Source organism: Pelagibius sp., assembly GCF_028289705.1.
Taxonomy (GTDB): Bacteria; Pseudomonadota; Alphaproteobacteria; order Kiloniellales; family Kiloniellaceae; genus Pelagibius.
Genome location: NZ_JANQOI010000087.1, coordinates 145,412 through 166,101, shown reverse-complemented (window position 1 = coordinate 166,101; position 20,690 = coordinate 145,412). Strand labels below are relative to the sequence as shown.

The window sequence follows — 20,690 nt, the reverse complement described above, 5'->3', positions numbered from 1 at the left end:
CAGGGGCCGGGGCTCGGCACAATCTTACCGCCTAGAGCTTGCCTTCGTCTTCGAAGGTTTCGGTCCAATCCTCGATCAGCTTGTCGAGGGCTTCCTGGGCGGTGCCCTGGTCGGCCACGATGTAGTCATGCAGACGCTTCTGCATGGCCAGCAGCAGCTCGGCATAGGCCGGCTCCTGCCAGAAGTCCTGAACGCCGTCCATGGCCAGCAAGAAGTCGGCCGCGAAGGGCTGGCTCTCCTTGAAGGAAGGATCGTTCAGCACCGCGACGTGGCAGGAGTAGCCGCCCAGCGCCCACCACTTCTTCTGCACGTCCGGCTGCGCGAACCACTTAATGTACTGCAGCGCTTCTTCCTGCTTGTCGGAATAGGACACCACGGAGATGCCCTGACCGCCGAGGGTCGAGGCTTCGACCTTCTGGCCAGGATTCACGAAGAAGCCGATCTTGTCGCCGCCCACCTGCTCGTCCTTGTGGAGGCCGGGGAAGAAGGCAAACCAGTTCATCGCCATGGCCACCTGGCCGGACTTGAAGGCATCCAGGCTTTCCTGCATGTAGCTGTCGGTATAGCCCGGAGGCGTGCAGCACTTGTAAAGCTCCTTGTAGTACTCCAGCGCCGCCACGGCGTCGGCGGAATTCACCGCGCCCTCCATGTCGTACTTGCCGGGGGTGTTCTCGTACTTGAAGCCCCAGGCGTAGAGCGCGCCGGTGGCGCCCATGGTGATCCCTTCCGAGCCACGCTCGGTGAAGATCGCGGCGCCGTAACGCTTCTGGCCGTCGATCTCCCGCCCCTGGAAGAACTCGGCAACGTCCTTGAGCTCGAGCTGGGTCTTGGGCGGTGCCAGATCGCGGCCGTACTTCGCCTTGAACTCAGACTGCAGGTCCGCCCGCGCGAACCAGTCCTTGCGGTAGAACCAGGCATTGGCATCGCCCATGGCCGGCAGGGCGTAGTAGTTCGGCTCGCCCTTCGGCCAGGTCGAATAGGCATAGACGGTCGCCGGGGCGAAGTCGTCCATGGAGATGCCTTCTCTGTCGAAGAAGTCGTTGAGCTTCACGTAGTGGCCGTTCTCGGCACCGCCGCCGATCCACTGGCTGTCCCCGATCATCAGGTCGCAGAGCTTGCCGCCGGAGTTCAGTTCGTTGAGCATGCGGTCGGCGAAGTTCGGCCAGGGCACGAACTCGAACTTCATGCCGATGCCCGACTGGGCCGTGAAATCCTTGGAAAGCTCGACGAGCGCGTTGGCCGGGTCCCACGCCGCCCAGCAAAGCGTCAGCTCGGTCGACTGCGCTTTGGCCTCGCCGACCGGTGCGGTAAGAGCGAGGGCCGCGGCGGAGACCGCGCTCGCTAAGGCAAGAACCTTCTTCATCGTTATTCCTCCCTAGGGCTCGTTGTTGCGGCGCGGGCAGAACCGGTTGCCGCTGCGCCATTCAGACACCGCGCCATACAGACACTGCGCCGGCGCACTGAATCTCGTTGAGGTCTCGTCTGTCTGGAGATGGTTTTGACGGTGTTCCCCCTCCCGGCCAGGGTCAAAATCGCCCCGGCACTTGTTTATTTATTGAGTTTAGTAAACTTCATTTTACTAAACATCGCAAGCGGCAAATCGGCGCCCCGCCGTCAGGCCTTCACCCAGACCGCGCCCTTGGCGCTGGAGCGCACTGCCGCTTCGACGAAGGCGACGCCGCTGAGGCCGTCGGCCACCGTCGGGAAGGTCACCGCGGGGTCGGGTTTCGCCCCTGAGCGCCCGGCACGGATGGCGGCGGCGATCTCCGCGTAGAGATTGGCGAAGCCTTCCAGGTAGCCCTCCGGATGGCCGGGCGGCACCCGGGTCATGCGCGCCGCCTCGGCATCGGCGCCGCTGCCGGCGCGGGTGATCAGCCGGCGCGGCTGGCCGTAGGGCGTGTGCCACAGCTCGTTGGGGTTCTCCTGGCTCCATTCCAGGCCGCCCTTGGTGCCGTAGACGCGCAGACGCAGGGCATTCTCGTTGCCCGGCGCCACCTGGCTGGCCCAGAGCATGCCCCGGGCGCCGCCTTTGAAGCGCAGCATTACGTTGACGTTGTCGTCGACCTTGCGGCCCTTCACGAAGGTGCTGAGGTCGGCGCAGAGCGAGTCCAGGGTAAGCCCGGAGACGAAGCAGGCGAGATGATAGGCGTGGGTGCCGATGTCGCCGACGCAGCCGCCGGCCCCGGACTGCTTGGGGTCGGTGCGCCACTTGGCCTGCTTCTGGCCGGTCTGCTCCAGGCGCTCGGTCAGCCAGTCCTGCGGGTATTCCGCTTGCACCACCCGGATGGGCCCGAGGTCGCCCGCCGCCACCATGCCCCGCGCCTGGCGGATCAACGGATAGCCCGAGTAGTTGTAGGTCACGGCGAAGAGGCGCTTGGCCTTCTTCGTCCGCTGCACCAGGTCCTTGGCCTCCTTGACCGTGGTGGTCAGCGGTTTGTCGCAGATGACATGGATGCCGGCCTTGAGGAAGGCGCGCGCGACCGGCGCGTGCATGTGGTTCGGCGTGACGATGGCCACCGCCTCGATGCCGTCGGGCCGCTTGGACTCCTTGGCGGCCATTTCCTCATAGGAACCGTAAGCACGGTCGCTGGAGATGCCCAGTTCCAGCGCCGAAGCCACGGCGCGCTTCTTCTGGGAGGAGAGCGCCCCGGCCACGAGGCTGTAGTGGTCGTCCATGCGCGCCGCCAGCCGGTGCACAGCGCCGATGAAGGCGCCCTGCCCGCCGCCCACCATGCCCAGGCGGATGCGCCCGCCGCTCAGGTCTTCGTCGCGTCCTTCGATGGTCATGCCGGCCTCCCTAGACGATGCCGAGCATGCGGCGGTTGGCGGCTTCGTCGCTGCCGCCCTCGGCGAAGTCGTCGAAGGCCTTTTCGGTGACCCGGATGATGTGGTCGCGGATGAAGGTCGCCCCCTCGCGCGCGCCGTCCTCGGGGTGCTTCAGGCAGCACTCCCATTCCAGCACCGCCCAGCCGTCGAAACCGTAGCCCGTGAGCTTGGAGAAGATACCGACGAAGTCGACCTGACCGTCGCCCAGGGAGCGGAAGCGCCCGGCGCGGTTCACCCAGGACTGATAGCCGCCGTAAACACCCTGGCGGCCGGTCGGGTTCAGCTCCGCGTCCTTCACGTGAAAGATCTTGATGCGGTCGTGATAGATGTCGATGTGCTCGAGGTAGTCCAGCGCCTGCAGGACATAGTGGCTGGGATCGTAGAGCATGTTGCAGCGCGGATGGTTGCCGAGCCGCTCCAGGAACATCTCGAAGGTCACGCCGTCGTGCAGGTCCTCGCCGGGATGGATCTCGTAGCAGAGATCGACGCCGGCGGCATCGAAGGCGTCCATAATCGGCCGCCAGCGGCCGGCCAGTTCGTCGAAGGCGGTCTCCACCAGACCCGCCGGGCGCTGCGGCCAGGGATAGATGTAGGGCCAGGCGAGCGCCCCGGAGAAGGTAACATGGGCGGTCAGCCCCAGGTTCTCGGAGGCCTTGGCGGCGCGCATCATCTGATCGACCGCCCATTCCTGGCGCGCCTTTGGATTGCCGCGCACCTCCGGGGCCGCAAAGCCGTCGAAGGCGTCGTCATAGGCGGGGTGGACCGCAACGAGCTGGCCCTGCAGATGGGTGGACAGCTCGGTGATCTCCAGCCCGTGACCGGCCAGGGTGCCCTTCACCTCGTCGCAGTAGTCCTTGCTCTCGGAGGCCTTCTTCAGATCGAAGAGGCGGCCGTCCCAGCTCGGCATCTGCACGCCCTTGTAGCCGAGGGCGGAGGCCCAGCCGGCGATGGACTCCAGCGAATTGAAAGGGGCTTCGTCACCAGCGAACTGGGCGAGAAAGATCGCCGGTCCCTTGATGGTCTTCATTGAGCATCTCCTCCGTTACCTGTGCCTTGTTGTCTCGCCCGCGATGGGCCTCGGCGTTGGCGTGTCCGGGCGCCCGACCGCCGCCCGGGATGAACGTCAGGGAATGTTGTCCCGCAAGAAAACGTCGATGCGGATGCGCTCCTGATCGACGACGATGGGCGTCCCCTCGCAGGACGAAAGCAGTACCCGCGCGGCGCTACGCGCCTGATGGCCGGGGTCCTGATTGACGACGGCATCGATGATGCCACGCACCAGCAGCCTGCGGGTAAAAGGTGTCAGGTCGTGGGCGAGGAAGACGACCTCCTGAGCGCGCCCGGCGGCCTCCAGCGCAGCGGCAATGCCGCGGTTGCCGGCGCCGACGTTGTAGATGCCCGCCAGATCGGGCGTTTCCTCCAGCAGCGCGACGGTCACCGCCTGAACCTTCTCGTAGTCGTCGCGGCCCTCGCGCACCGGCAGCACCTCCAGATGGGGAAACTCACGCGCCATGACCTGCTCGAAACCGAACTGCCGTTCGACGTGATCGCGCAGGGCCAGGGAGCCGGCGATCAGCCCCACCTTGCCGTCGCGCTGGCCGATGAAGCGCCCGAGCAGCATGGCCGCGGTGCGCCCCGCCGCCGTGTTGTCGATGCCGACGTAGTGAACCCGCTTGGCACCCGGCGCGTCGGAGACCAGGGTGACCACCTTGACCCCCCCATCGACCAGGCCGTTGATGGCTTCGCGCACCGCCGGGTGGTCGAGGGCGACCACGGCGACACCGTCGAAATCGTCGCCCAGGCTTTCCAGTTCTTCCGCCAGCGCCATGGCGTCGAAGACATCGACCAGGCGCACGGCGATGCGCACCCGCTCGGCCGAAAGGCGCTCGGCCGTCCCCTCCACCTCGGCCCGCAGGGTCTGCATGAAGGTGTTGGTGCCGGTGGGGAGGATGAAACAGAAGCGATAGTCGCGCGCCCGCGCCAGCCGCGCCGCCAGTCGGTCCGGCTGATAGGCCAGCTTGTCGGCGGCCGCCTCGACCCGCTTGACGGTCTCGGCCCGCACGCCGCTGCGGCGGTTGAGCACACGGTCGACGGTGGCGACACTCACGCCCGCCTCCCGCGCCACGTCCTGGATTGTTATCCGCGCCACGGGGCACCAGGCCTCCCCCAGTCCTCCCAAGGCACGCAGCATTGCATGCATCGATGATGGGCGCAACTCAGATGGTGATGTTATACCTTCCGACCGGTCCTGCCGGTGGCAGTGCCGGACTCCGGCGGTGAGTTCAAATCACCCTTCGAGACGGGCCTGTCGGCCCTCCTCAGGGTGAGGCACAGTGTTGGACTGATTGACCTCATGGTGAGGAGCCCCCTTGGAACAAGGGGGCGTCTCGAACCACGAGGTCAAACACAGGCCCAGCCAACCAGCCCATTCTTTGCGGCGTTAGGCGCGTTCGAAACCGCGCTTGCGTTCCCAGTCGGTGACCCGGCGATCGTATTCGAGCTGTTCCCAGTCGGCGGTGTGGACGTAGTGGTCGATGACCGCATCGCCGAAGGCGGCGCGCAGCATCTTCGACTTGTCGAGAGCCTTGGTGGCTTCGCGCAGGGTCTTGGGCACTTCGCGCAGGCGCTTGCCGTAGTAGGCATCGCCGACGAAGGGATCGGGCAGGTCCAGCTTCTCCTCGATGCCGGCAAGCCCGGCGGCCAGCAGCGCGGCAAAGGCGAGATAGGGGTTGAGGTCGGCGCCGCCGACGCGGCATTCGATGCGCACCGCTTTGGTGTCCTCGCCGCAGAGCCGGAAACCGGCGGTGCGGTTGTCGCGGCTCCAGACCGCCTTGGTGGGCGCGAAGGTGCCGACCTGGAAGCGCTTGTAGGAGTTGATGTAGGGCGCCAGGAAATAGGTGATGTCGTCGGCGTATTTGAGCTGGCCCGCCAGGAACTGGCGCATCAGCTTCGACATGCCGAACTTCTCCTTGGCGCTGTAGAACAGCGGCTTCTTGCCGGCCTTGTCCCAGAGCGAGGCGTGGATGTGGCAGGAGTTGCCGGCCAGCTCGTAGTCCCACTTGGCCATGAAGGTGACGGCCTTGCCCTTGGCGTGGGCGATCTCCTTCACCGCGTTCTTCAGGATGGTGTGGCGGTCGGCCATCTCCAGGGCGCTGGTGTAGCGGACGTTGATCTCCTCCTGGCCCGGCCCCCATTCGCCCTTGGAGTTCTCCACCGGGATGCCGGCGCCCTGCAGGCCGGTGCGCACGGCCCGCATCACATCCTCCTCCTTGGTGGTCTGGAAGATGTGATAATCCTCGATGTAATAGCCGGCGGTCTTCAGATCGTTGTAGTGCTTCAGGTAGGCGCTCTCGTAGGTCTCGTCGAAGAGGTAGAACTCCAGTTCGGAGGCCAGATAGGCGGAGTAGCCCTTGCCCGCCAGCCGCGCCGCCATGGCCTTCAGGAGGCCGCGCGGCGAATGTGGGATCTCCTTGTGGTCGTGGTGGTCGAGCACGTCGCAGAGCACCAGCGCCGTGCCCTCCAGCCAGGGCAGCAGCCGCAGGGTCGAGAGGTCGGGTTTCAGAACGAAATCGCCATAGCCCTGCGCCCAGTTGGCGGCCTCGTAGCCGGGCACCGGCTCCATATCCAGATCGTTGGCCAACAGGTAGTTGCAGGCATGGGTCTCGTCTTTGGCGGAGTCGAGGAAGAACTCGGCCTGGAAGCGCTTGCCCACCAGCCGGCCCTGCATGTCCACCATGCAGACGAGCACCGTGTCGATCGCCCCCTTGGCGACTGTCTCTTTCAATTGGGCGAGGGTCAGATTGCCTGGCATGGCCGGAACTCCGTCTCTGGGCTGGAACGTCAGAGAGAAGTCTCTCTGCACAATGACTGGATTGGTCTGAAAGCATAGGACCTCCTAGCGGTCTGGGTCGAGGTCCCATGCGCAAGATTGCGTCGCGGTGTCAGGATTGGCCGTTGTCATGGACCTGCCTGACAAACTACTGGTAGCTGACTAAGACCTATTTTTGAGCAACGTCATCGAGATTTCCTTCTGTTTGTGGGGTTTCCGAGATCGAAGCTTCTTGTGGGAGTTCGGAAAATGAAGAAAGTTGCAAGTTGGATAGCGGGCATTGTCGCGATCTTAACTCTAGCGCACGAGGCTCTGGATTCCTTTGAAAACACCTACGCTAGAATGAACTGGGTCATGTTGCGAATTGGATTCTGGGATAGCCTGGAGGGTGGAGAAGAGTGCTTGAGTGGCCCCGACTGCGATATGGGGAATTGCTTCGCTGGGCCTCCAGGAGCGGCCGAAAGCTATTGTGTATCCGGAGAAACAGATGGGCTGAAAAACAACTGCGCCTTTCCAAGGAAATCTGGGGTTCCAGCTGGCCGGATCGAAAGATACGCAGGCAAAGACTACAGATGCGTTCAAGGCACCGGTGCCGCCGGCAATGCGACCAACCGGTGGGTACCCGTGCAATAGACAGGTGACAAACCGCGCAAGATGGCAATGCCTCGCTCACGCGGCCTTCGCCCATTTCAGTACTTCCTCACCATCCGCATTCATCTCAATACGGAGACCATCAACTTTAGTCGCTTGAAGCCAGGGGTTGTGCCCACAGTGTATAGTCCCTCGCTCGTGATGCGCCGGGTACGGCAATTCTCGCGGTCGGTTGTAGCGAGCATATGAGAGCAGTTCGTCCAGTGATGCAGTTGCCTCAAGGTACCGCTGTTCAACATACTTGCGAACATCTTCCGCACTTACTCGGGCGCTCAACACGGTGACGATTGGATCGTCAACCTTGGCGTGGTCGCCCGCCCAACACCACCTGATCAACCATGCTTTCATGCCGTCCTCCCAGGACACGATCACTAATCACAGCATACGGCGTTGCAACTCGACAGCGCCTCTGTAATCGGGGCGCCCCACTCCGATAAGCAGTGGGCACTAGTTATCCGACACTTTGGTGCTTGGCTAGTTTAGTACCACAATATCATTCGCCACTATGCAAGATCGTGGAGCCGGTGGTTGACCTCGGTGAGCCCCTGGCGCGCTTGGTCGTAGAGGGAGAACAGGCGCTGATAGGTCTCATGGCGCTGGGGATCGGGCGCGTTCTCCTCGCGGATGCGCACGCAGCGCGCCACCGCCTCCTCCGGCGACGCGAAGAGCCCCGCCCCCACCGCCGCGACCAGGGCCGCGCCGAAGGAGGCATCGCCGTTCACCGGCACCTTCACCGTCAGCCCGGTCACGTCGGCGATGATCTGGCGCCAGGTGGCGCTGCGCGCGCCGCCGCCCAGCAGGCGCATGTCGGCGAAGGTGGCACCCGACAGATCCTTGGCCGCCAGCAGAACGTCGTTGAGGGCAAAGGCGATGCCCTCGTAGCAGGCGCGGGCGAAGTGGGCCCGGCTGTGCCCCAGAGTCAGCCCGAGGAAGGCGCCGCGCAGCTTCGGGTCCCAGTGCGGCGCCCGTTCGCCGAGGAGATAGGGGTGGAAAAGCAGACCGTCCGAGCCCGGCGTCACGCCGCTGGCCAGACGGTCCATCTCGGCAAAGGCGGTCTCCGGCGGCAGGTCGGAGAAGAAGGTGTCCCTGACCCAGCGGTGGGCGGTGGCGCAGGCGTTGATGCCCGAGGCCATGTACCAGCGCCCGGGCATGATGTGGGGATAGCAGGAGACCGGCGGATGCACCTCCGGCCGGCCGGCGGTGAGGAAGACGACACCTGCGGTCGCCAGCTTGATGGCCCCCTGCCCCGCATCCAGGGCACCGGCGCCGTAAAGCTCCACGGTGGTGTCGTTGGAGCCGACCACCACCGGCGTGCCCTCCTTGAGGCCGGTGGCACGAGCCGCCGCGGCCTGGACGGTGCCGGCGATGTCGCTCGGCTCGCGCACCGGCGGCAGGGTCGCCGTGTCCCAGTCGATCAGGGCGCAGATCTCCGGCGACCAGGACCGGGTCGTCCCATCCGACATCAGGGCGCCCAGGGCGTCGGAGTAGTCGGTGGTCCAGTCGCCGGTCAGACGGCTGCGCAGCCAGTCCTTGGAGATGTAGAGCCGGGCGGTGCGCGCGACGGCCTCCGGTTCGTGCTTCTGCAGCCAGGCCAGTTGGCAGAGGGTCCAGGTGGGGTTGGCGCGGTTCAGCCCCTTCTCGACGATCAGATCGCCGGCGCGGGCGTGGAGCTCCTCGGCTTCCGCGGCGCTGCGCTGGTCGTTCCAGAGGATCGCTGGGCGCACCACCGCTCCGGCGGCATCTTCCAGCACCGCGATGTGGGCACCGCCGGAGAGGCCCACCGCGGCAACCCGCTCCGGCGCCACGGCGGCCTTCTCGAGCACCGCTGGCACCGCGGCGCAGAGCGCGCGCCACCAGTCCACCGGGTCCTGCTCCGACCAGCCGGGTTGCGGTGTCGCCGTCGCGATGGGGTGCGCGGCCTCGCCCAGGGTCTCACCGTCTTCGCCGACCAGGCTCGCCTTCAGGCTGCCGGCGCCGAGGTCGATTCCCAGGACGACGGGCTTGTCGGGAGCCGTCATGCAGGGTCCTCGGCCGTCACGTAGGCCGCCGAGATGCCGCCGTCCACCGGCCAGCCGGCGCCGGTCACGTAGCTCGCCGCGTCGGAGCAGAGGAAGCAGGCCACCGCCGCCACCTCCTTGGCCTCACCGAAGCGGCCCAAGGGCATGTGGACCCGGCGCCGCTCCAGTTTCTCCGGCGTGTCGAAGAGTTCCGCCGTCATCGGCGTGCCGATGGGTCCGGGCAGCAGGGCATTGGCGCGGATGTTCTGGCGCGCGTACTGCACGGCGATCTCCCGGGTCATGGCCAGCACGCCGCCCTTGGAGGCGGTGTAGGCGAGCTGCGGCACGGCCGAGCCCATGACGGCGACCAGGGAGGCCATGTTGAGGATCGCCCCGCCGCCGGCCCGCCGCAGCGCCGGAATGCCGAAGCGGCAGCCGTGAAACACGCCGGTCAGGTTGATGGCGATGGTGCGGTCCCAGATCGCGGCCTCGGTGTCTTCCGGCCCCCGGTCGTCCGACAGCATCACGCCGGCATTGTTGAACAGGATGTCCACCCGGCCAAGGGCGGACTCCGCCGCGGCGATCATCGCCTCCACAGAGGCGGCGTCCGCCACGTCGACGGTGAGCGCGGCTGCCTGGCCACCCTCGGCGCCGATGGCCGCCGCCGTCTCCTCGGCAGCCGCCCGGTCGATGTCGGCCACGGCCACGGCCGCGCCCTCCCGGGCGAACAGCACAGCCGCTTCGCGCCCGATCCCGGCGCCGGCGCCGGTGATCACCGCGTGGCGCCCGGCCAGTTGGCCTCCAGTCATCGATGTCCCCCTTCTCCCCGTTATCGCCTCTATCAGCCCGGCGGACCGGCCGGGCAAAAGGCATTGCGCCGGCGAAGGTAGCTTGCGTCACTTGGCAACTGCAACATAATGTTGGCAGTTACCAACTTGGCCGCAATTCGACCAGGGCCAAGCAACCAAACCAGGGGGCAAAGGAGACAGCCATGGCGGGGGACTCGGTGAAAGAGATGATGGCGGCGCTGAAGAAGATGGGCGCGCGCTACGTTCGCTTCGAATTGCCCGATCTGCACGGCACCAGCCGCACCAAGGTCATTCCCATCGCCAAGGCGGAAGGCTATGCCCGCAAGGGCCTCAACCTCTACGGCGGCACCATCGGCCTCGATTCCGCTTCCGCCGTGATCGGCGGGTCCGGCGTGCACGAGGAGGTCAGCTACCGCGACCAGAAGCTGTTTCCCGATCCCGCCACCCTGCGCCCGGTACCCTGGCTGGAAGACACCGCCAAGGTGATCTGCGATGCCTGCTGGACGCCCGGAGAGCCGATCAACGCCACCCCGCGGACGGTGCTGGCCAACCTGCTGCAGAAGGCCCACAAGCTGGGCTACGACGTGAGGTTCGGCCTGGAGTTCGAGTTCTACCTGCTGGACCCGGAGAGCAAGGAACCGCTGTTCGGCGGCGTCCACATCTTCAACGCCACCCGCAATCAGTACGTGCCGTTCTTCGACACCCTGCTGGATACCCTGCAGGCCGCCGGGATCGACGTGATCACCCACAACTGCGAATACTCGCCCTCCCAGTACGAGACCAACTTCGGTCCCGGGATCGGCCTGGACGGCGCCGACAAGGGCTTCACCTTCAAGAACGCCATCAAGGAGCTGGCCCACCGCCACGGCCATCTGGCGACCTTCATGTCCAAGCCGGCCACCGACATGGCCGGCTGCGGCTGCCATGTCCACGTCAGCCTGGTGGACCGCAAGACCGGCAAGAACGCCTTCTACACCAAGGGGGCCAAGGGTGGCCTCAATCCGCTGCTGCGCAAGTTCGCCGCCGGCCTGCTGACCCACGCCAAGGCCATGCAGCCGCTGATCGGGCCGACGCCCAACTGCTATCACCGGCTGAAGCCCCACACCTTCGCGCCCTCCAACATTTCCTGGGGGGTGGAGGACCGCACCGCCATGGTGCGCATCAAGGATGCCGGCGAGGAGAACTGCCACATCGAGATGCGCGCCGGCTCCGGCCTCTCCAATCCCTATCTCTCGACCTCCGCCGTGCTGGCCGCCGGCCTGCTCGGCATCAAGGACAAGGGCGAACTGCCGACCCCCTCCGAAGGTCCCTCGGAAGACGATCCGCAGCACGAGAAGCTGGCCGGCAGCCTCGAAGAGGCCCTCGTCGCCTTGAAGAAGGACAAGGCCATGCAAGAGATGCTGGGCGCCGACTTCATCAAGCTCTTCACCACCGTCAAGGAAGCCGAACTGGCGCGCTTCCGCAGCCACGTCACGGATTGGGAGCGCAACGAGTACTTGGAGCTTTACTAGAATCTCACTCCTTCAATACTCGACATAGTCGTACCGTTTCACGCCCGGCGGCGCAGCAATCCTGCCCCCGCCGGGCGGGACTCCCGCCCCGTTCCCTGATCTCGACACGCGATCGGTAGCCCTGACCGGCCGGACCGCAAGCAATTGATTGCACTCGCAATCTGATCTTCGGCACAGGAATGCCGGGGCGCATCTGAAGCCCCCTTACCACCCAGTCGACGCTCACTGCCGACCGCGGCCGAAACACACCCGCCGGCGCTCATCGCGCAAACCCCGACGTCCCTCTTTCTATTTGCGCGAATTGTGGCATACTAAGTGAGATATCAGAAAACCAAGAAGATGCTGCACCAGATGACATCTCAAAGGGAGGGAAGCATGCCGTGGAATGGAATGCGCCCGGCGCGGGCGCTGATCGCCGCGACGGTCGCCCTGGGGACCGGGTTGGCCGCCTTGAGCCTGCCGATGGCCGCGCAGGTCGAGCGGCTGGTGGCCGCGGTCAGCAAGCCGGGCACCGAAACCAACCGGTTCTGGTCCGGCGCCACCATGTGGCACGTCATGGACCCGGCGCTTGAGGGCCTGATCGAACATGACCCCGTGAGCGGCGAGGTAACGGACAAGGGGCTGGCCGTGTCGTGGGAAGCCAGCCCGGACTTCAAGGTCTGGACCTTCAAGCTGCGCGAGGGCGTGCAGTTCCATCACGGCTGGGGTGAGTTCACCTCCGCCGACGTGGTCCACAGCTACGGGCTGCACACCGGCGAGGACGCGATCATCCCGACGGTGGACCAACTGCGGGGCGCCAAGGCGGAAGCCCTGGACCGCTACACCGTGCGCTTCACCTACGACAAGCCGATCAAGGACCTGTTGTTCCTGCACGGCGGGCGCAGCGTGATGAAGGTCTACAGCAAGGCCCAGTTCGACGCCGAGGGGCTGGAGGGCTACGACCGCAAGTTCGCCGGCACCGGGCACTTCCAGTTCGTCTCCCGCCAGCCCGGCCAGATCCTCTACCAGCGCTTCGACTCCCACTACTCCGGCACCAAGTCGGACTTCACGGAGCTCGAACTGCGCTTCGTCGACGAGGCGGCGACCAAACTGGCGATGCTGCTCTCCGGCGAGGCGGCCATCGCCGACCTGCCGCGCGAGCTGATGTCGGAAGCGATCAACGCCGGCATGGAGACCACCCAGTCGGCGCGCGCCACCCTGCAGACCGACGTGGTGCTGAACGGGCTCTACTGCGAAACCGGCGACCCGGCCTGCGGCAAGGACCTGCCCTGGGCCGACCGGCGCATCCGCGAGGCCATCAACATCGCCCTCAACCGCGATGAGATGCTGGAAGTGCTGTTCCCCGGCGGCGGCGCCGAACTGCTCGCCCGCTATGCCATGGCCCCCGGCCACGAGGGCTACGACCCCACTCTGGAGGAACGCTTCAAGACGGAATACGCCTACAACCCCGAACGCGCCAAGGCGCTGATGAAGGAAGCCGGCTATCCCGACGCCTTTCCGGACCCGACCATCCGCCTGGTGCTGAAGCCCAGCGCCGGGGTGCCGGAGATCGCACTGCAGATGGAGCTGATCCACCAGTACCTCATCGCCGTCGGCTTCCAGGCCGAGCTGCGGGAGATGGATCACGCCACCGTCGGCGCCATGGGCCGCGCCCGGGAGGCCTACATCATCCACCCCAGCAAGAACGGCCCGCCGCGGCCCACCGAGGTGGCCTTCCGCGCCTTCTACTCCAACCCGGGCGGCCCCTACCAGGGCTGGGAGAACGACTGGACCACCGCCAAGATCAAGGCCTTCTCCGGCGAGACCGATGCGGGCAAGCGGCATGAGATCGCCAAAGAGGTCTTCAACTACCTCTTCGAGCAGTACGTCGACCTGCCGATGTTCGAGATCCGCGCCCAGTTGGCCTACAACCCGAAGATGGTGTCGGGCTGGCAGTTCCCGGGGGTCACCTCCTCCGGCTACGGCCACTGGCATCTGGTGAAGGCCGCGCAGTAGCCGAACAGGCTTCGCCGCTAGGCCAGCCGGCGCCCCGCCGCGGGCGCCGGACAGCGGCTCGCTCCCCGAACGGAGGGCGCCCGAGCGGAGGGACCGCGACCTCATGAAGCGCTATCTGATCATCCGCCTCTTTCAGAGCCTGCTGGCGATGCTGGCCATCAGCATGATCGCCTTCGTCCTCTCCCACCTGAGCGGCAGCCCCGTGGATGCCATGCTGCCCGACGACGCGGGGCCGGAGGAGGCCGAACGGCTGATCCGGCTCTGGGGGCTGGACCGCCCCTACCACGAGCAATACCTGGTGTTCCTCGGCAACGCCCTGCAGGGCAACCTGGGGGACTCCATCAAGTGGTCCGGCCAGACCGCCATGGGGCTGGTGCTCGATCGCCTGCCGGCGACCCTGCAGCTCGGCGGCTTCGCCATCATCGTCAGCACCATCATCGCCCTGCCCATCGGCGTGCTGGCCGCCGTCTACAAGGACAGCCCGTTCGATTCCTTCGGCAAGCTGATCGCGCTGCTCGGCCAGGCAATGCCGAACTTCTGGCTGGGCATCGTGCTGATCTGGGTCTTCGCCGTGACCCTCAACTGGTTCCCCACATCCGGCCGCGGCGGCCTTGCCAACATGATCCTGCCGGCCATCGCCATGGGCTGGTTCCAGGTGGCCGCGCTGATGCGCCTGACGCGCTCGGCCATGCTGGAGGTGCTGGACAGCGAGTACGTGAAATTGGCGCGCATCAAGGGCGTGCCGGAATGGCGGGTGGTCTGGGTCCACGCCTTCCGCAACGCGGCCATCGTGCCCCTCACCTACTTCGGCCTCATCGCAGGTTCCATCTTCACCGGCTCGGTGGTCATCGAAACGGTGTTCGCCTGGCCCGGCACCGGTCTGCTGGCCATCGACGCCATCCGCGGACGCGATTTCCCGGTGGTGCAAGCGGTGGTCCTGACCTTCGCCGGGGTGTTCATCCTGGCCAACCTCATCGTCGATACGCTCTACGCCTACCTCGACCCGCGCATCCGCTATCGCTGAGCGGCGCGGGAGGAGACAGAAACCATGCAAGACCCTTCTTCCAAAGCGGCGCCCGAGGCGATGATCAGCGAGGCCAAGCCGAGCCTGGCGCGCGCCATCGCCGGGCTGCCGGTGGTGCCGGTCTTCATCCTGGTGTTCCTGCTGATCATCCCGGCGCTCACCGCCGACTTCCTGGCACCCCACGATCCGGTCACCGGCTCCATCCCCAAGCGGCTGAAGCCGCCGGTGTTCTTCGGCGGCACCTGGGAGTTTCCCCTGGGCACCGACCGGCTAGGCCGCGACATCCTCAGCCGCATCATGCACGGCGCCAAGGTCTCGCTGTCCATCTCGCTGGTTGGCATCCTGCTCGGCGGCGTCCTCGGCACCGCCCTGGGACTGATCGCCGGCTACTTCCGTGGCCTGGCCGATGCCATCATCATGCGCCTGGTCGACATCACCATGGCCCTGCCCAGCATCCTGCTGGCCCTGGTGCTCGCGGTGTCCGTCGGCCCCAGCTTCCAGACCGTGATCGCCGTGGTCGCCTTCGTGCTCTGGGCGCTCTACGCGCGCCAGGTGCGCGGCGAGGTGCTGAGCATCCGCGAGCGCGACTTCGTCGCCCGCGCCCGGGTCTCCGGCGCCTCCCACTTCCGCATCATCTGGCGCCACATCCTGCCCAATGCGGCCAACACCATCGTCGTGCTCGCCACCCTGCAGGTCGGCTCGGTGATCCTGCTGGAGGCGGGGCTCAGTTTCCTCGGCGTCGGCATCCCGCGGCCGACCCCGGCCTGGGGCCTGATGGTGGCCGACGGGCGCCAGTTGATCGTCAGCGCCTGGTGGATCGCCTTCTTCCCGGGTCTGGCCATCACCCTGACGGTGCTGGCCCTGAACCTGCTGGGCGACTGGATGCGCGACAAGCTGGACCCGAAGCTGAAGGAGCTGTGATGGGCGCAGGCGCGACACCGGCCATCGAGGTCCGCGATCTGGAAACCCAGATCGATACCAAGCTCGGGCTTATCAAGGCGGTCGACGGGGTCGCCTTCACCGTCGACCCCGGCGAGACACTCGGGATCGTCGGCGAGTCCGGCAGCGGCAAGAGCATCACGGCCTTGAGCCTGCTGCGCCTGGTGCCGCGCCCGGCGGCAAGGATCGTCGGAGGGGAAGTCATCCTCGACGGCGAGGACCTGCTGCGGAAATCAGAAGCGGAGATGCGCAAGATCCGCGGCCGCCACATCTCCATGATCCTGCAGGACCCCCAGACCTCCCTGAACCCGGTCTTTTCCATCGGCGCCCAGGTCGTCGAGGCCATCGCCATGCACGCCAAGGGGTCGCGCGACTCGCTCCTGAAGCGCGCCATCGAGGCCCTGCGTCACGTCCGCGTGGCCGATCCGGCGCGCCGGGTGGACGACTTCCCCCACCAGATGAGCGGCGGCATGAAACAGCGGGTGGTCGGCGCCATCGCGCTGGGCTCCTCGCCGCGGGTGCTGATCGCCGACGAGCCGACCACGGCCCTGGACGTCACCATCCAGGCGCAGTACCTGCGCCTGCTGAAGGACATCCAGGCGGAGACCGGGCTGGCGATCATCTTCATCACCCACGACTTCGGCGTGGTGGCGCGCATGTGCGACAAGGTGGCGGTGATGTACGCCGGCCGGGTAGTGGAATACGGCCCGGTGCGGGAGATCTTCGTCAATCCCGCCCACCCCTACACCCGCGCCCTGCTGAAGTCGGTGCCGACCATCGAGGAGGATGTGGAGCGGCTCTATTCCATCCGCGGCCAGCCGCCGGCTTTCTGGGACATGCCCAGGGGCTGCCGCTTCGAGCCGCGCTGTGACGTCGCCCTGCCGCACTGCAAGCAGGACTACCCGCCGGAGTTCACCGATCCGGGGAGCGGAAAGACCCGGCACTGCGCGAGCTGCTGGGCCCTGGAGGAGACGGAATGGACGCGGAACCGATCCTGAAGCTGGAAGGCGCCAGCAAGCACTTTCCGGTCACCAAGGGCCTGATCTTCGAAAGCGTTGTCGGCTACGTGCGCGCCGTCGACGAGGTCAGCCTGGAACTGGGCGCCGGCGAGACCATGGCGCTTGTGGGGGAATCGGGCTGCGGCAAGACCACCACGGCCAAGCTGGTGCTGCGCCAGGAAACGCCCACCGCCGGCAGCGTCACCGTCGAGGGCAAGGACGTGCACGGTCTGACCGGCGCCGAACTCAAGACCTTCCGCACCCATGTCCAGGCGGTGTTCCAGGACCCCTGGTCCTCCCTCAACCCGCGCATGCGCGTCAAGGACATCGTCTCCGAAGCCCTGGTGGTGAACCACAAGACCTCGAAGGGCGAGGTGAGCGAGCGCGTCGCCAAGGTGCTGTCGGACGTCGGTCTGCGGCCGGAGCAGGCGCGCAACTTTCCCCACGAGTTCAGCGGCGGTCAGCGCCAGCGCATCGCCATCGCCAGCGCCCTCATCTCCGAGCCCAAGCTGCTGGTGCTCGACGAGCCGGTCTCGGCGCTGGACGTCTCCATCCGCTCCCAGATCATGAACCTCTTCAAGGACCTGCAGGCGCAGTACGGCATGTCCTACCTGATGGTGGCCCACGACCTGGGAACGACCCGCTACATGGCTCACAAGGTCGCCGTCATGTACCTGGGGCGCATCGTCGAACTGGCACCCACCGCCAGCCTCTTCGAGAACCCCCGCAACCCCTACACCAAGGCACTGCTCTCCGCCGCCCTGCCCAGCCACCCGGATATCGAGCGGGAGGAGATCGTGCTGGAGGGCGAGGTGCCCTCCCCCATCAACCCGCCCTCCGGCTGCCGCTTCCACACCCGTTGCCCGCTGAAGGTGGGCGAGGTCTGTGAGAAGAAGGTGCCGGAGCTTCTGCCCCTGGCCGACGACCCGGCGCATCGGGTCGCCTGCCACCGCTTCACCGAAGAGGGGCTTTAGGGGGCCGCGACCTTCTGCTCGTGGGCCAGCAGGAATCGTTTGGTCTCGATGCCGCCGCCGAAGCCTGTGAGAGACCTGTCGGAGCCGATGACCCGGTGGCAGGGCACCACCACCGGCAGCGGATTGGCGCCGTTGGCGGCGCCCACGGCCCGGTAGGCGGTGGGCCTGCCGATCCGCGCGGCAAGCGCCGCGTAGGAGACGGTCTCGCCGAAGGGAATGCTCAGCAGGGTTTTCCAAACCGTATTCTGAAAGGCTGTCCCGGCGAAGCGCAGCGGCAGGTCGAAGCTGTCCAGCTCTCCGGCGAAGTAGGCCTTAAGCTGCCGAAAGGTCTCGGCAAAGGCCCCGTCGTCCCGGCGCCAGTCAGCCGGCCGCTCGCGCACCCGGGTGTCGGCGGGAAAGACGATCCGATGCAGAGACTCGCCATCGCCAGCCACGAGCAGACGGCCCACCGGGCTTTCCAGGGCGCCGTAGCGCAGACCGGCCTCACACGCCGGCATGGATTTCCCCGCGCTCACTGCGCGGACCCGAGGAGCGCCTCTTGCGAAAGGCCAAGGGCGGTTGCTTGTAAAGCTCCAGAAAGGCGGCGTTGAAGCGGCGCAGGCTCTTGAAGCCGGCGCGGCTGGCAACCTCCGTGATCGCAACGTCGGTGTCGTCGAGCAGGCGCTTGGCGCGTTGCAGGCGAAAGGTCTTGGCGGTCTGCAGCGGGCTGGCCCCGACATGGCGCCGGAACAGGCGGGAAAGATGCCGGGCACCGATGCCCAGACGTTCGGCCAACTGATCGACACTCATTTCGTCGAGGGCGCCGTCCTCGATGAGGCTGAGGGCCCGGCCCACCGTCGTCTTGGTCCCGTTCCAGGCCGCGCTGAAGGGCGCGGTCTCGGGACGGCAGCGCAGGCAGGGCCGATAGCCCGCCTGTTCCGCCGCCGCCGCGCTCGGATAGTAGACGACGTTTTTGGTCAGCGGCTGGCGCACCGGACAGACCGGCCGGCAGTAGATCCTCGTCGTTTTGACGGCGGTGAAGAAACGGCCGTCAAAGGCGGGGTCGCGCCGCAGCCGCGCGGCATTGCAGGTCTCGAAATCCAACATGACGGCATCCTACAAAGCGGGCGGCGCTTGCGCGAGCGCGGCGATACAACGAGGTCCGAATCAGGCCAGTCGCCGCGCCGCGGCGCAACCGCCGGCGCACTTCTCATCGCCCCCGAATCCCCGCAGACTGCCGGATGCAAAGACATCGCCCGGAGGAGAGATCGTATGGGTCGGTTGGAAGGCATGGCCGCCGTGGTGACCGGCGGGGCCTCCGGATTCGGCAAAGGCATCGTCGAGGCCTTCGTCCGGGAGGGTGCGGCGGCGATGATCGCCGATATCGACGAGGCGAAAGCGCAATCCCTGGCGGAGACGCTCCGCGCTGACGGCGCCAGGGCGGCCGCCGTCCGGGTCGACGTCCTCGATCGCGCGAGCCTCGAAGCTGCCGTAGAAGCCTGCGAAGCGCAATTCGGCGCGCTTGACATCATGGTCGCCAACGCCGGGATCGGCCAACGCCCGGCCGCCTTCCTCGACACCTCGACAGACGTTCTGCGCCAGCACTTCGAGGTCAACGCCATCGGCGCGGTGAATTCCTGCCAGACGGCCATCCCGGCGCTGCGCCGGCGGGCCGAAGGCGCATCGATTCTGATCACCGTTTCCGGGATCGCCCTGCTGCCCCGGCCGCAGCTCTACGGCTACGGCATGGCCAAGGCGGCGGCTCTGTACCTGATGAAATCCCTGGCTCAAGAGCTTGCGCCCGAGCGCATTCGCGTCAACGGCCTCTTCCCCGCCATCGGCGACACGCCGATGCTGGCGGAGTTCGCCGGCGGGACGCGGAGCGAGGCCGATGAACGCCGCTTTGCCGAGGGCCTGCCCCTGGGCCGGCTGATCACGCCGGCGGATGTCGGCCAGGCCGCCGTCTTCCTGTCGTCGCCGGCCGAAGCCGGCGCGATGACCGGCTGTGCCCTGCCGGTCGATGCCGGGCGCTGCCTCTGATCGCAGTCCCCGCCGCTAAGATCGATCCGGCAAAGACTCCCGCCGGAGCGCCGTTCAGCCCGGATTGGCCGCGGTGATCACCCAGGAACTCGAGGCCATGGCGATGCCCTCGTCGGTCTGGTAGGCCGAGATCGCCTCGCTCAGGGCCGCCTCGATCTCGGCGCGCCGCTGCTCGGCCAGTTCGCCCGCCTCGCGGAACACCTCTCCGGCCGGGCCCAGGGCCAACTGGAAGTCCATGGAGTCCTGGGTCGTGGCGCCCACCAGCACCGGCGCGTCGACCCGCTTGAACGCGGGATCGACGTAGCCCGCGCTCTTCAGCATCGCCGTGACCATCTCCCGATCGGCCATGGAAAAGGGCCCCGGGCCGCAGGTGCGCGCGTCCGCGCCCGGCTGCGGTAGATACTCCAGCACGACCTGCTTGGGCAGGCCGAGCCAGGGATTGTCGTCGATGCTCCGCCACACGATCATGGTCATCAGGCCGCCGGGCTTCAGCGCCGTGCGCATGTTGCGCAGCCCGACCACCGGGTTCTCGAAGAACATGGTCCCAAAGCGGGAGAAGACGAAGTCGTGGACCGGCTCGAAGGCATGGCTCTGGACATCGCCTTCGATGAAGGTGACGTTGGACAGGCCGGCCGCCGCCGCATCCTTGCGGCCGAATTCCAGAAAGGCGTCACAGCAATCAATTCCGGTGACCGCGCCTTGCGGACCGACGCGCCGGGCGAGCTGGATCGCCGTGTCGCCGAAGCCGCAGCCGACGTCCAACACGCGCTCGCCCTGCTTCACCGGCAAGGATGGAAAGATCGCCTCGCTGTGGTGGGTCAGACCGCCGACCAGGATGTGTTTGAAACGGGTGAATTTGGGAACGAGGATCTCGTTCCAGAAATCGACCAACTCCTTGCCGGGATCGGTCGGATCGCTCGCCTGTGCAACACTCATGCCTTGGTTCCTTACCGTTGCTCCACCGATACAGAACCCGATTCCGAAGATGGATCGGGGCCTGCGGTGCGGGCGACTTTTTTGAAGGTTCCGCCTTGGACCCACCGCCGAAAAGGCGGCGGCTGACCATGGCTTGGTTGCGGCGGGATTACAGATAAGGATCTGCGCCCAGATTGCAACTC

At 66.5% G+C, this 20,690-nt stretch carries 17 protein-coding genes; 7 read left to right on the top strand and 10 right to left on the bottom strand.

Annotation, left to right across the window (positions count from 1 at the left end; translation table 11 throughout):
* Positions 1-31: 31 nt before the first annotated feature.
* From Q0996_RS11430 to Q0996_RS11400, 7 genes are all read right to left on the bottom strand, one after another.
* Positions 32-1,363, bottom strand: coding sequence for an ABC transporter substrate-binding protein (locus Q0996_RS11430; RefSeq protein ID WP_299619267.1), 1,332 nt, complete (start codon positions 1,361-1,363; stop codon positions 32-34).
* A 251-nt stretch (positions 1,364-1,614) separates the two neighbouring features.
* Positions 1,615-2,787, bottom strand: a complete 1,173-nt coding sequence (locus Q0996_RS11425) for a Gfo/Idh/MocA family protein (RefSeq protein ID WP_299619264.1) — start codon at positions 2,785-2,787, stop codon at positions 1,615-1,617.
* A 10-nt stretch (positions 2,788-2,797) separates the two neighbouring features.
* Entirely contained in the window at positions 2,798-3,853 is a 1,056-nt protein-coding gene (locus Q0996_RS11420; RefSeq protein WP_299619261.1) for a sugar phosphate isomerase/epimerase, read from the bottom strand.
* A 96-nt stretch (positions 3,854-3,949) separates the two neighbouring features.
* Entirely contained in the window at positions 3,950-4,975 is a 1,026-nt protein-coding gene (locus tag Q0996_RS11415) for a LacI family DNA-binding transcriptional regulator (protein WP_322096691.1), read from the bottom strand.
* 291 nt (positions 4,976-5,266) lie between these two features.
* Entirely contained in the window at positions 5,267-6,637 is a 1,371-nt protein-coding gene (locus Q0996_RS11410; protein WP_299619256.1) for a glutamine synthetase family protein, read from the bottom strand.
* A 1,172-nt stretch (positions 6,638-7,809) separates the two neighbouring features.
* The gene (gene xylB, locus Q0996_RS11405) at positions 7,810-9,324 is read right to left on the bottom strand and encodes a xylulokinase (RefSeq protein WP_299619253.1); all 1,515 of its coding nucleotides are present in this window, start codon (positions 9,322-9,324) and stop codon (positions 7,810-7,812) included.
* Positions 9,321-10,112 (bottom strand): SDR family oxidoreductase, encoded by a 792-nt coding sequence (locus Q0996_RS11400; protein WP_299619251.1) that lies wholly within the window; start codon positions 10,110-10,112, stop codon positions 9,321-9,323. Before Q0996_RS11400 ends, xylB begins: the two co-directional genes overlap by 4 nt.
* A gap of 182 nt (positions 10,113-10,294) precedes the next feature.
* On the opposite strand from Q0996_RS11400, the gene Q0996_RS11395 reads away from it, so the two are divergent.
* From Q0996_RS11395 to Q0996_RS11370, 6 genes are all read left to right on the top strand, one after another.
* Complete coding sequence (locus Q0996_RS11395; RefSeq protein ID WP_299619248.1) at positions 10,295-11,623, top strand: glutamine synthetase family protein; 1,329 nt, start codon at positions 10,295-10,297, stop codon at positions 11,621-11,623.
* A gap of 375 nt (positions 11,624-11,998) precedes the next feature.
* Positions 11,999-13,618, top strand: a complete 1,620-nt coding sequence (locus tag Q0996_RS11390) for an ABC transporter substrate-binding protein (RefSeq protein ID WP_299619245.1) — start codon at positions 11,999-12,001, stop codon at positions 13,616-13,618.
* A 103-nt stretch (positions 13,619-13,721) separates the two neighbouring features.
* The gene (locus Q0996_RS11385; RefSeq protein WP_299619241.1) at positions 13,722-14,642 is read left to right on the top strand and encodes an ABC transporter permease; all 921 of its coding nucleotides are present in this window, start codon (positions 13,722-13,724) and stop codon (positions 14,640-14,642) included.
* Between the two features lie 24 nt (positions 14,643-14,666).
* Entirely contained in the window at positions 14,667-15,563 is an 897-nt protein-coding gene (locus tag Q0996_RS11380) for an ABC transporter permease (protein WP_299619238.1), read from the top strand.
* On the top strand, positions 15,563-16,579 hold the full coding sequence (locus tag Q0996_RS11375) for an ABC transporter ATP-binding protein (RefSeq protein WP_299619235.1): 1,017 nt from the start codon (positions 15,563-15,565) through the stop codon (positions 16,577-16,579). The genes Q0996_RS11380 and Q0996_RS11375 overlap by 1 nt, the downstream gene beginning before the upstream one ends.
* The gene (locus tag Q0996_RS11370) at positions 16,558-17,553 is read left to right on the top strand and encodes an ABC transporter ATP-binding protein (RefSeq protein ID WP_299619232.1); all 996 of its coding nucleotides are present in this window, start codon (positions 16,558-16,560) and stop codon (positions 17,551-17,553) included. Before Q0996_RS11375 ends, Q0996_RS11370 begins: the two co-directional genes overlap by 22 nt.
* On the opposite strand, the gene Q0996_RS11365 is transcribed toward Q0996_RS11370, so the two are convergent.
* Together Q0996_RS11365 and Q0996_RS11360 are read right to left on the bottom strand one after the other, a co-directional pair.
* Positions 17,550-18,050, bottom strand: a complete 501-nt coding sequence (locus Q0996_RS11365) for a methylated-DNA--[protein]-cysteine S-methyltransferase (protein ID WP_299619230.1) — start codon at positions 18,048-18,050, stop codon at positions 17,550-17,552. The genes Q0996_RS11370 and Q0996_RS11365 overlap by 4 nt on opposite strands.
* Positions 18,037-18,639: a bifunctional transcriptional activator/DNA repair enzyme AdaA gene (locus Q0996_RS11360; protein WP_299619228.1), complete on the bottom strand. Its 603-nt coding sequence runs from the start codon at positions 18,637-18,639 to the stop codon at positions 18,037-18,039. Before Q0996_RS11360 ends, Q0996_RS11365 begins: the two co-directional genes overlap by 14 nt.
* A 165-nt stretch (positions 18,640-18,804) precedes the next feature.
* Here Q0996_RS11360 and Q0996_RS11355 point away from each other — a divergent pair, with 165 nt between their 5' ends.
* Complete coding sequence (locus Q0996_RS11355) at positions 18,805-19,572, top strand: glucose 1-dehydrogenase (RefSeq protein WP_299619225.1); 768 nt, start codon at positions 18,805-18,807, stop codon at positions 19,570-19,572.
* A gap of 54 nt (positions 19,573-19,626) precedes the next feature.
* Here the strand turns inward: Q0996_RS11355 and Q0996_RS11350 are convergent, their stop codons facing one another.
* Positions 19,627-20,508, bottom strand: a complete 882-nt coding sequence (locus Q0996_RS11350) for a class I SAM-dependent methyltransferase (protein ID WP_299619222.1) — start codon at positions 20,506-20,508, stop codon at positions 19,627-19,629.
* Positions 20,509-20,690 lie beyond the last annotated feature (182 nt).

Bases quoted from the DNA above. Each gene is read 5' to 3' on its own strand.
- Q0996_RS11360 (WP_299619228.1), bottom strand. From the start codon at position 18,639: ATGTTGGATTTCGAGACCTGCAATGCCGCGCGGCTGCGGCGCGACCCC.
- Q0996_RS11380 (WP_299619238.1), top strand. From the start codon at position 14,667: ATGCAAGACCCTTCTTCCAAAGCGGCGCCCGAGGCGATGATCAGCGAG.
- Q0996_RS11370 (WP_299619232.1), top strand. From the start codon at position 16,558: ATGGACGCGGAACCGATCCTGAAGCTGGAAGGCGCCAGCAAGCACTTT.
- Q0996_RS11390 (WP_299619245.1), top strand. From the start codon at position 11,999: ATGCCGTGGAATGGAATGCGCCCGGCGCGGGCGCTGATCGCCGCGACG.
- Q0996_RS11375 (WP_299619235.1), top strand. From the start codon at position 15,563: ATGGGCGCAGGCGCGACACCGGCCATCGAGGTCCGCGATCTGGAAACC.
- Q0996_RS11410 (WP_299619256.1), bottom strand. From the start codon at position 6,637: ATGCCAGGCAATCTGACCCTCGCCCAATTGAAAGAGACAGTCGCCAAG.
- Q0996_RS11395 (WP_299619248.1), top strand. From the start codon at position 10,295: ATGGCGGGGGACTCGGTGAAAGAGATGATGGCGGCGCTGAAGAAGATG.
- Q0996_RS11430 (WP_299619267.1), bottom strand. From the start codon at position 1,363: ATGAAGAAGGTTCTTGCCTTAGCGAGCGCGGTCTCCGCCGCGGCCCTC.
- Q0996_RS11365 (WP_299619230.1), bottom strand. From the start codon at position 18,050: ATGCCGGCGTGTGAGGCCGGTCTGCGCTACGGCGCCCTGGAAAGCCCG.
- Q0996_RS11400 (WP_299619251.1), bottom strand. From the start codon at position 10,112: ATGACTGGAGGCCAACTGGCCGGGCGCCACGCGGTGATCACCGGCGCC.
- xylB (WP_299619253.1), bottom strand. From the start codon at position 9,324: ATGACGGCTCCCGACAAGCCCGTCGTCCTGGGAATCGACCTCGGCGCC.
- Q0996_RS11355 (WP_299619225.1), top strand. From the start codon at position 18,805: ATGGGTCGGTTGGAAGGCATGGCCGCCGTGGTGACCGGCGGGGCCTCC.
- Q0996_RS11420 (WP_299619261.1), bottom strand. From the start codon at position 3,853: ATGAAGACCATCAAGGGACCGGCGATCTTTCTCGCCCAGTTCGCTGGT.
- Q0996_RS11350 (WP_299619222.1), bottom strand. From the start codon at position 20,508: ATGAGTGTTGCACAGGCGAGCGATCCGACCGATCCCGGCAAGGAGTTG.
- Q0996_RS11385 (WP_299619241.1), top strand. From the start codon at position 13,722: ATGAAGCGCTATCTGATCATCCGCCTCTTTCAGAGCCTGCTGGCGATG.
- Q0996_RS11425 (WP_299619264.1), bottom strand. From the start codon at position 2,787: ATGACCATCGAAGGACGCGACGAAGACCTGAGCGGCGGGCGCATCCGC.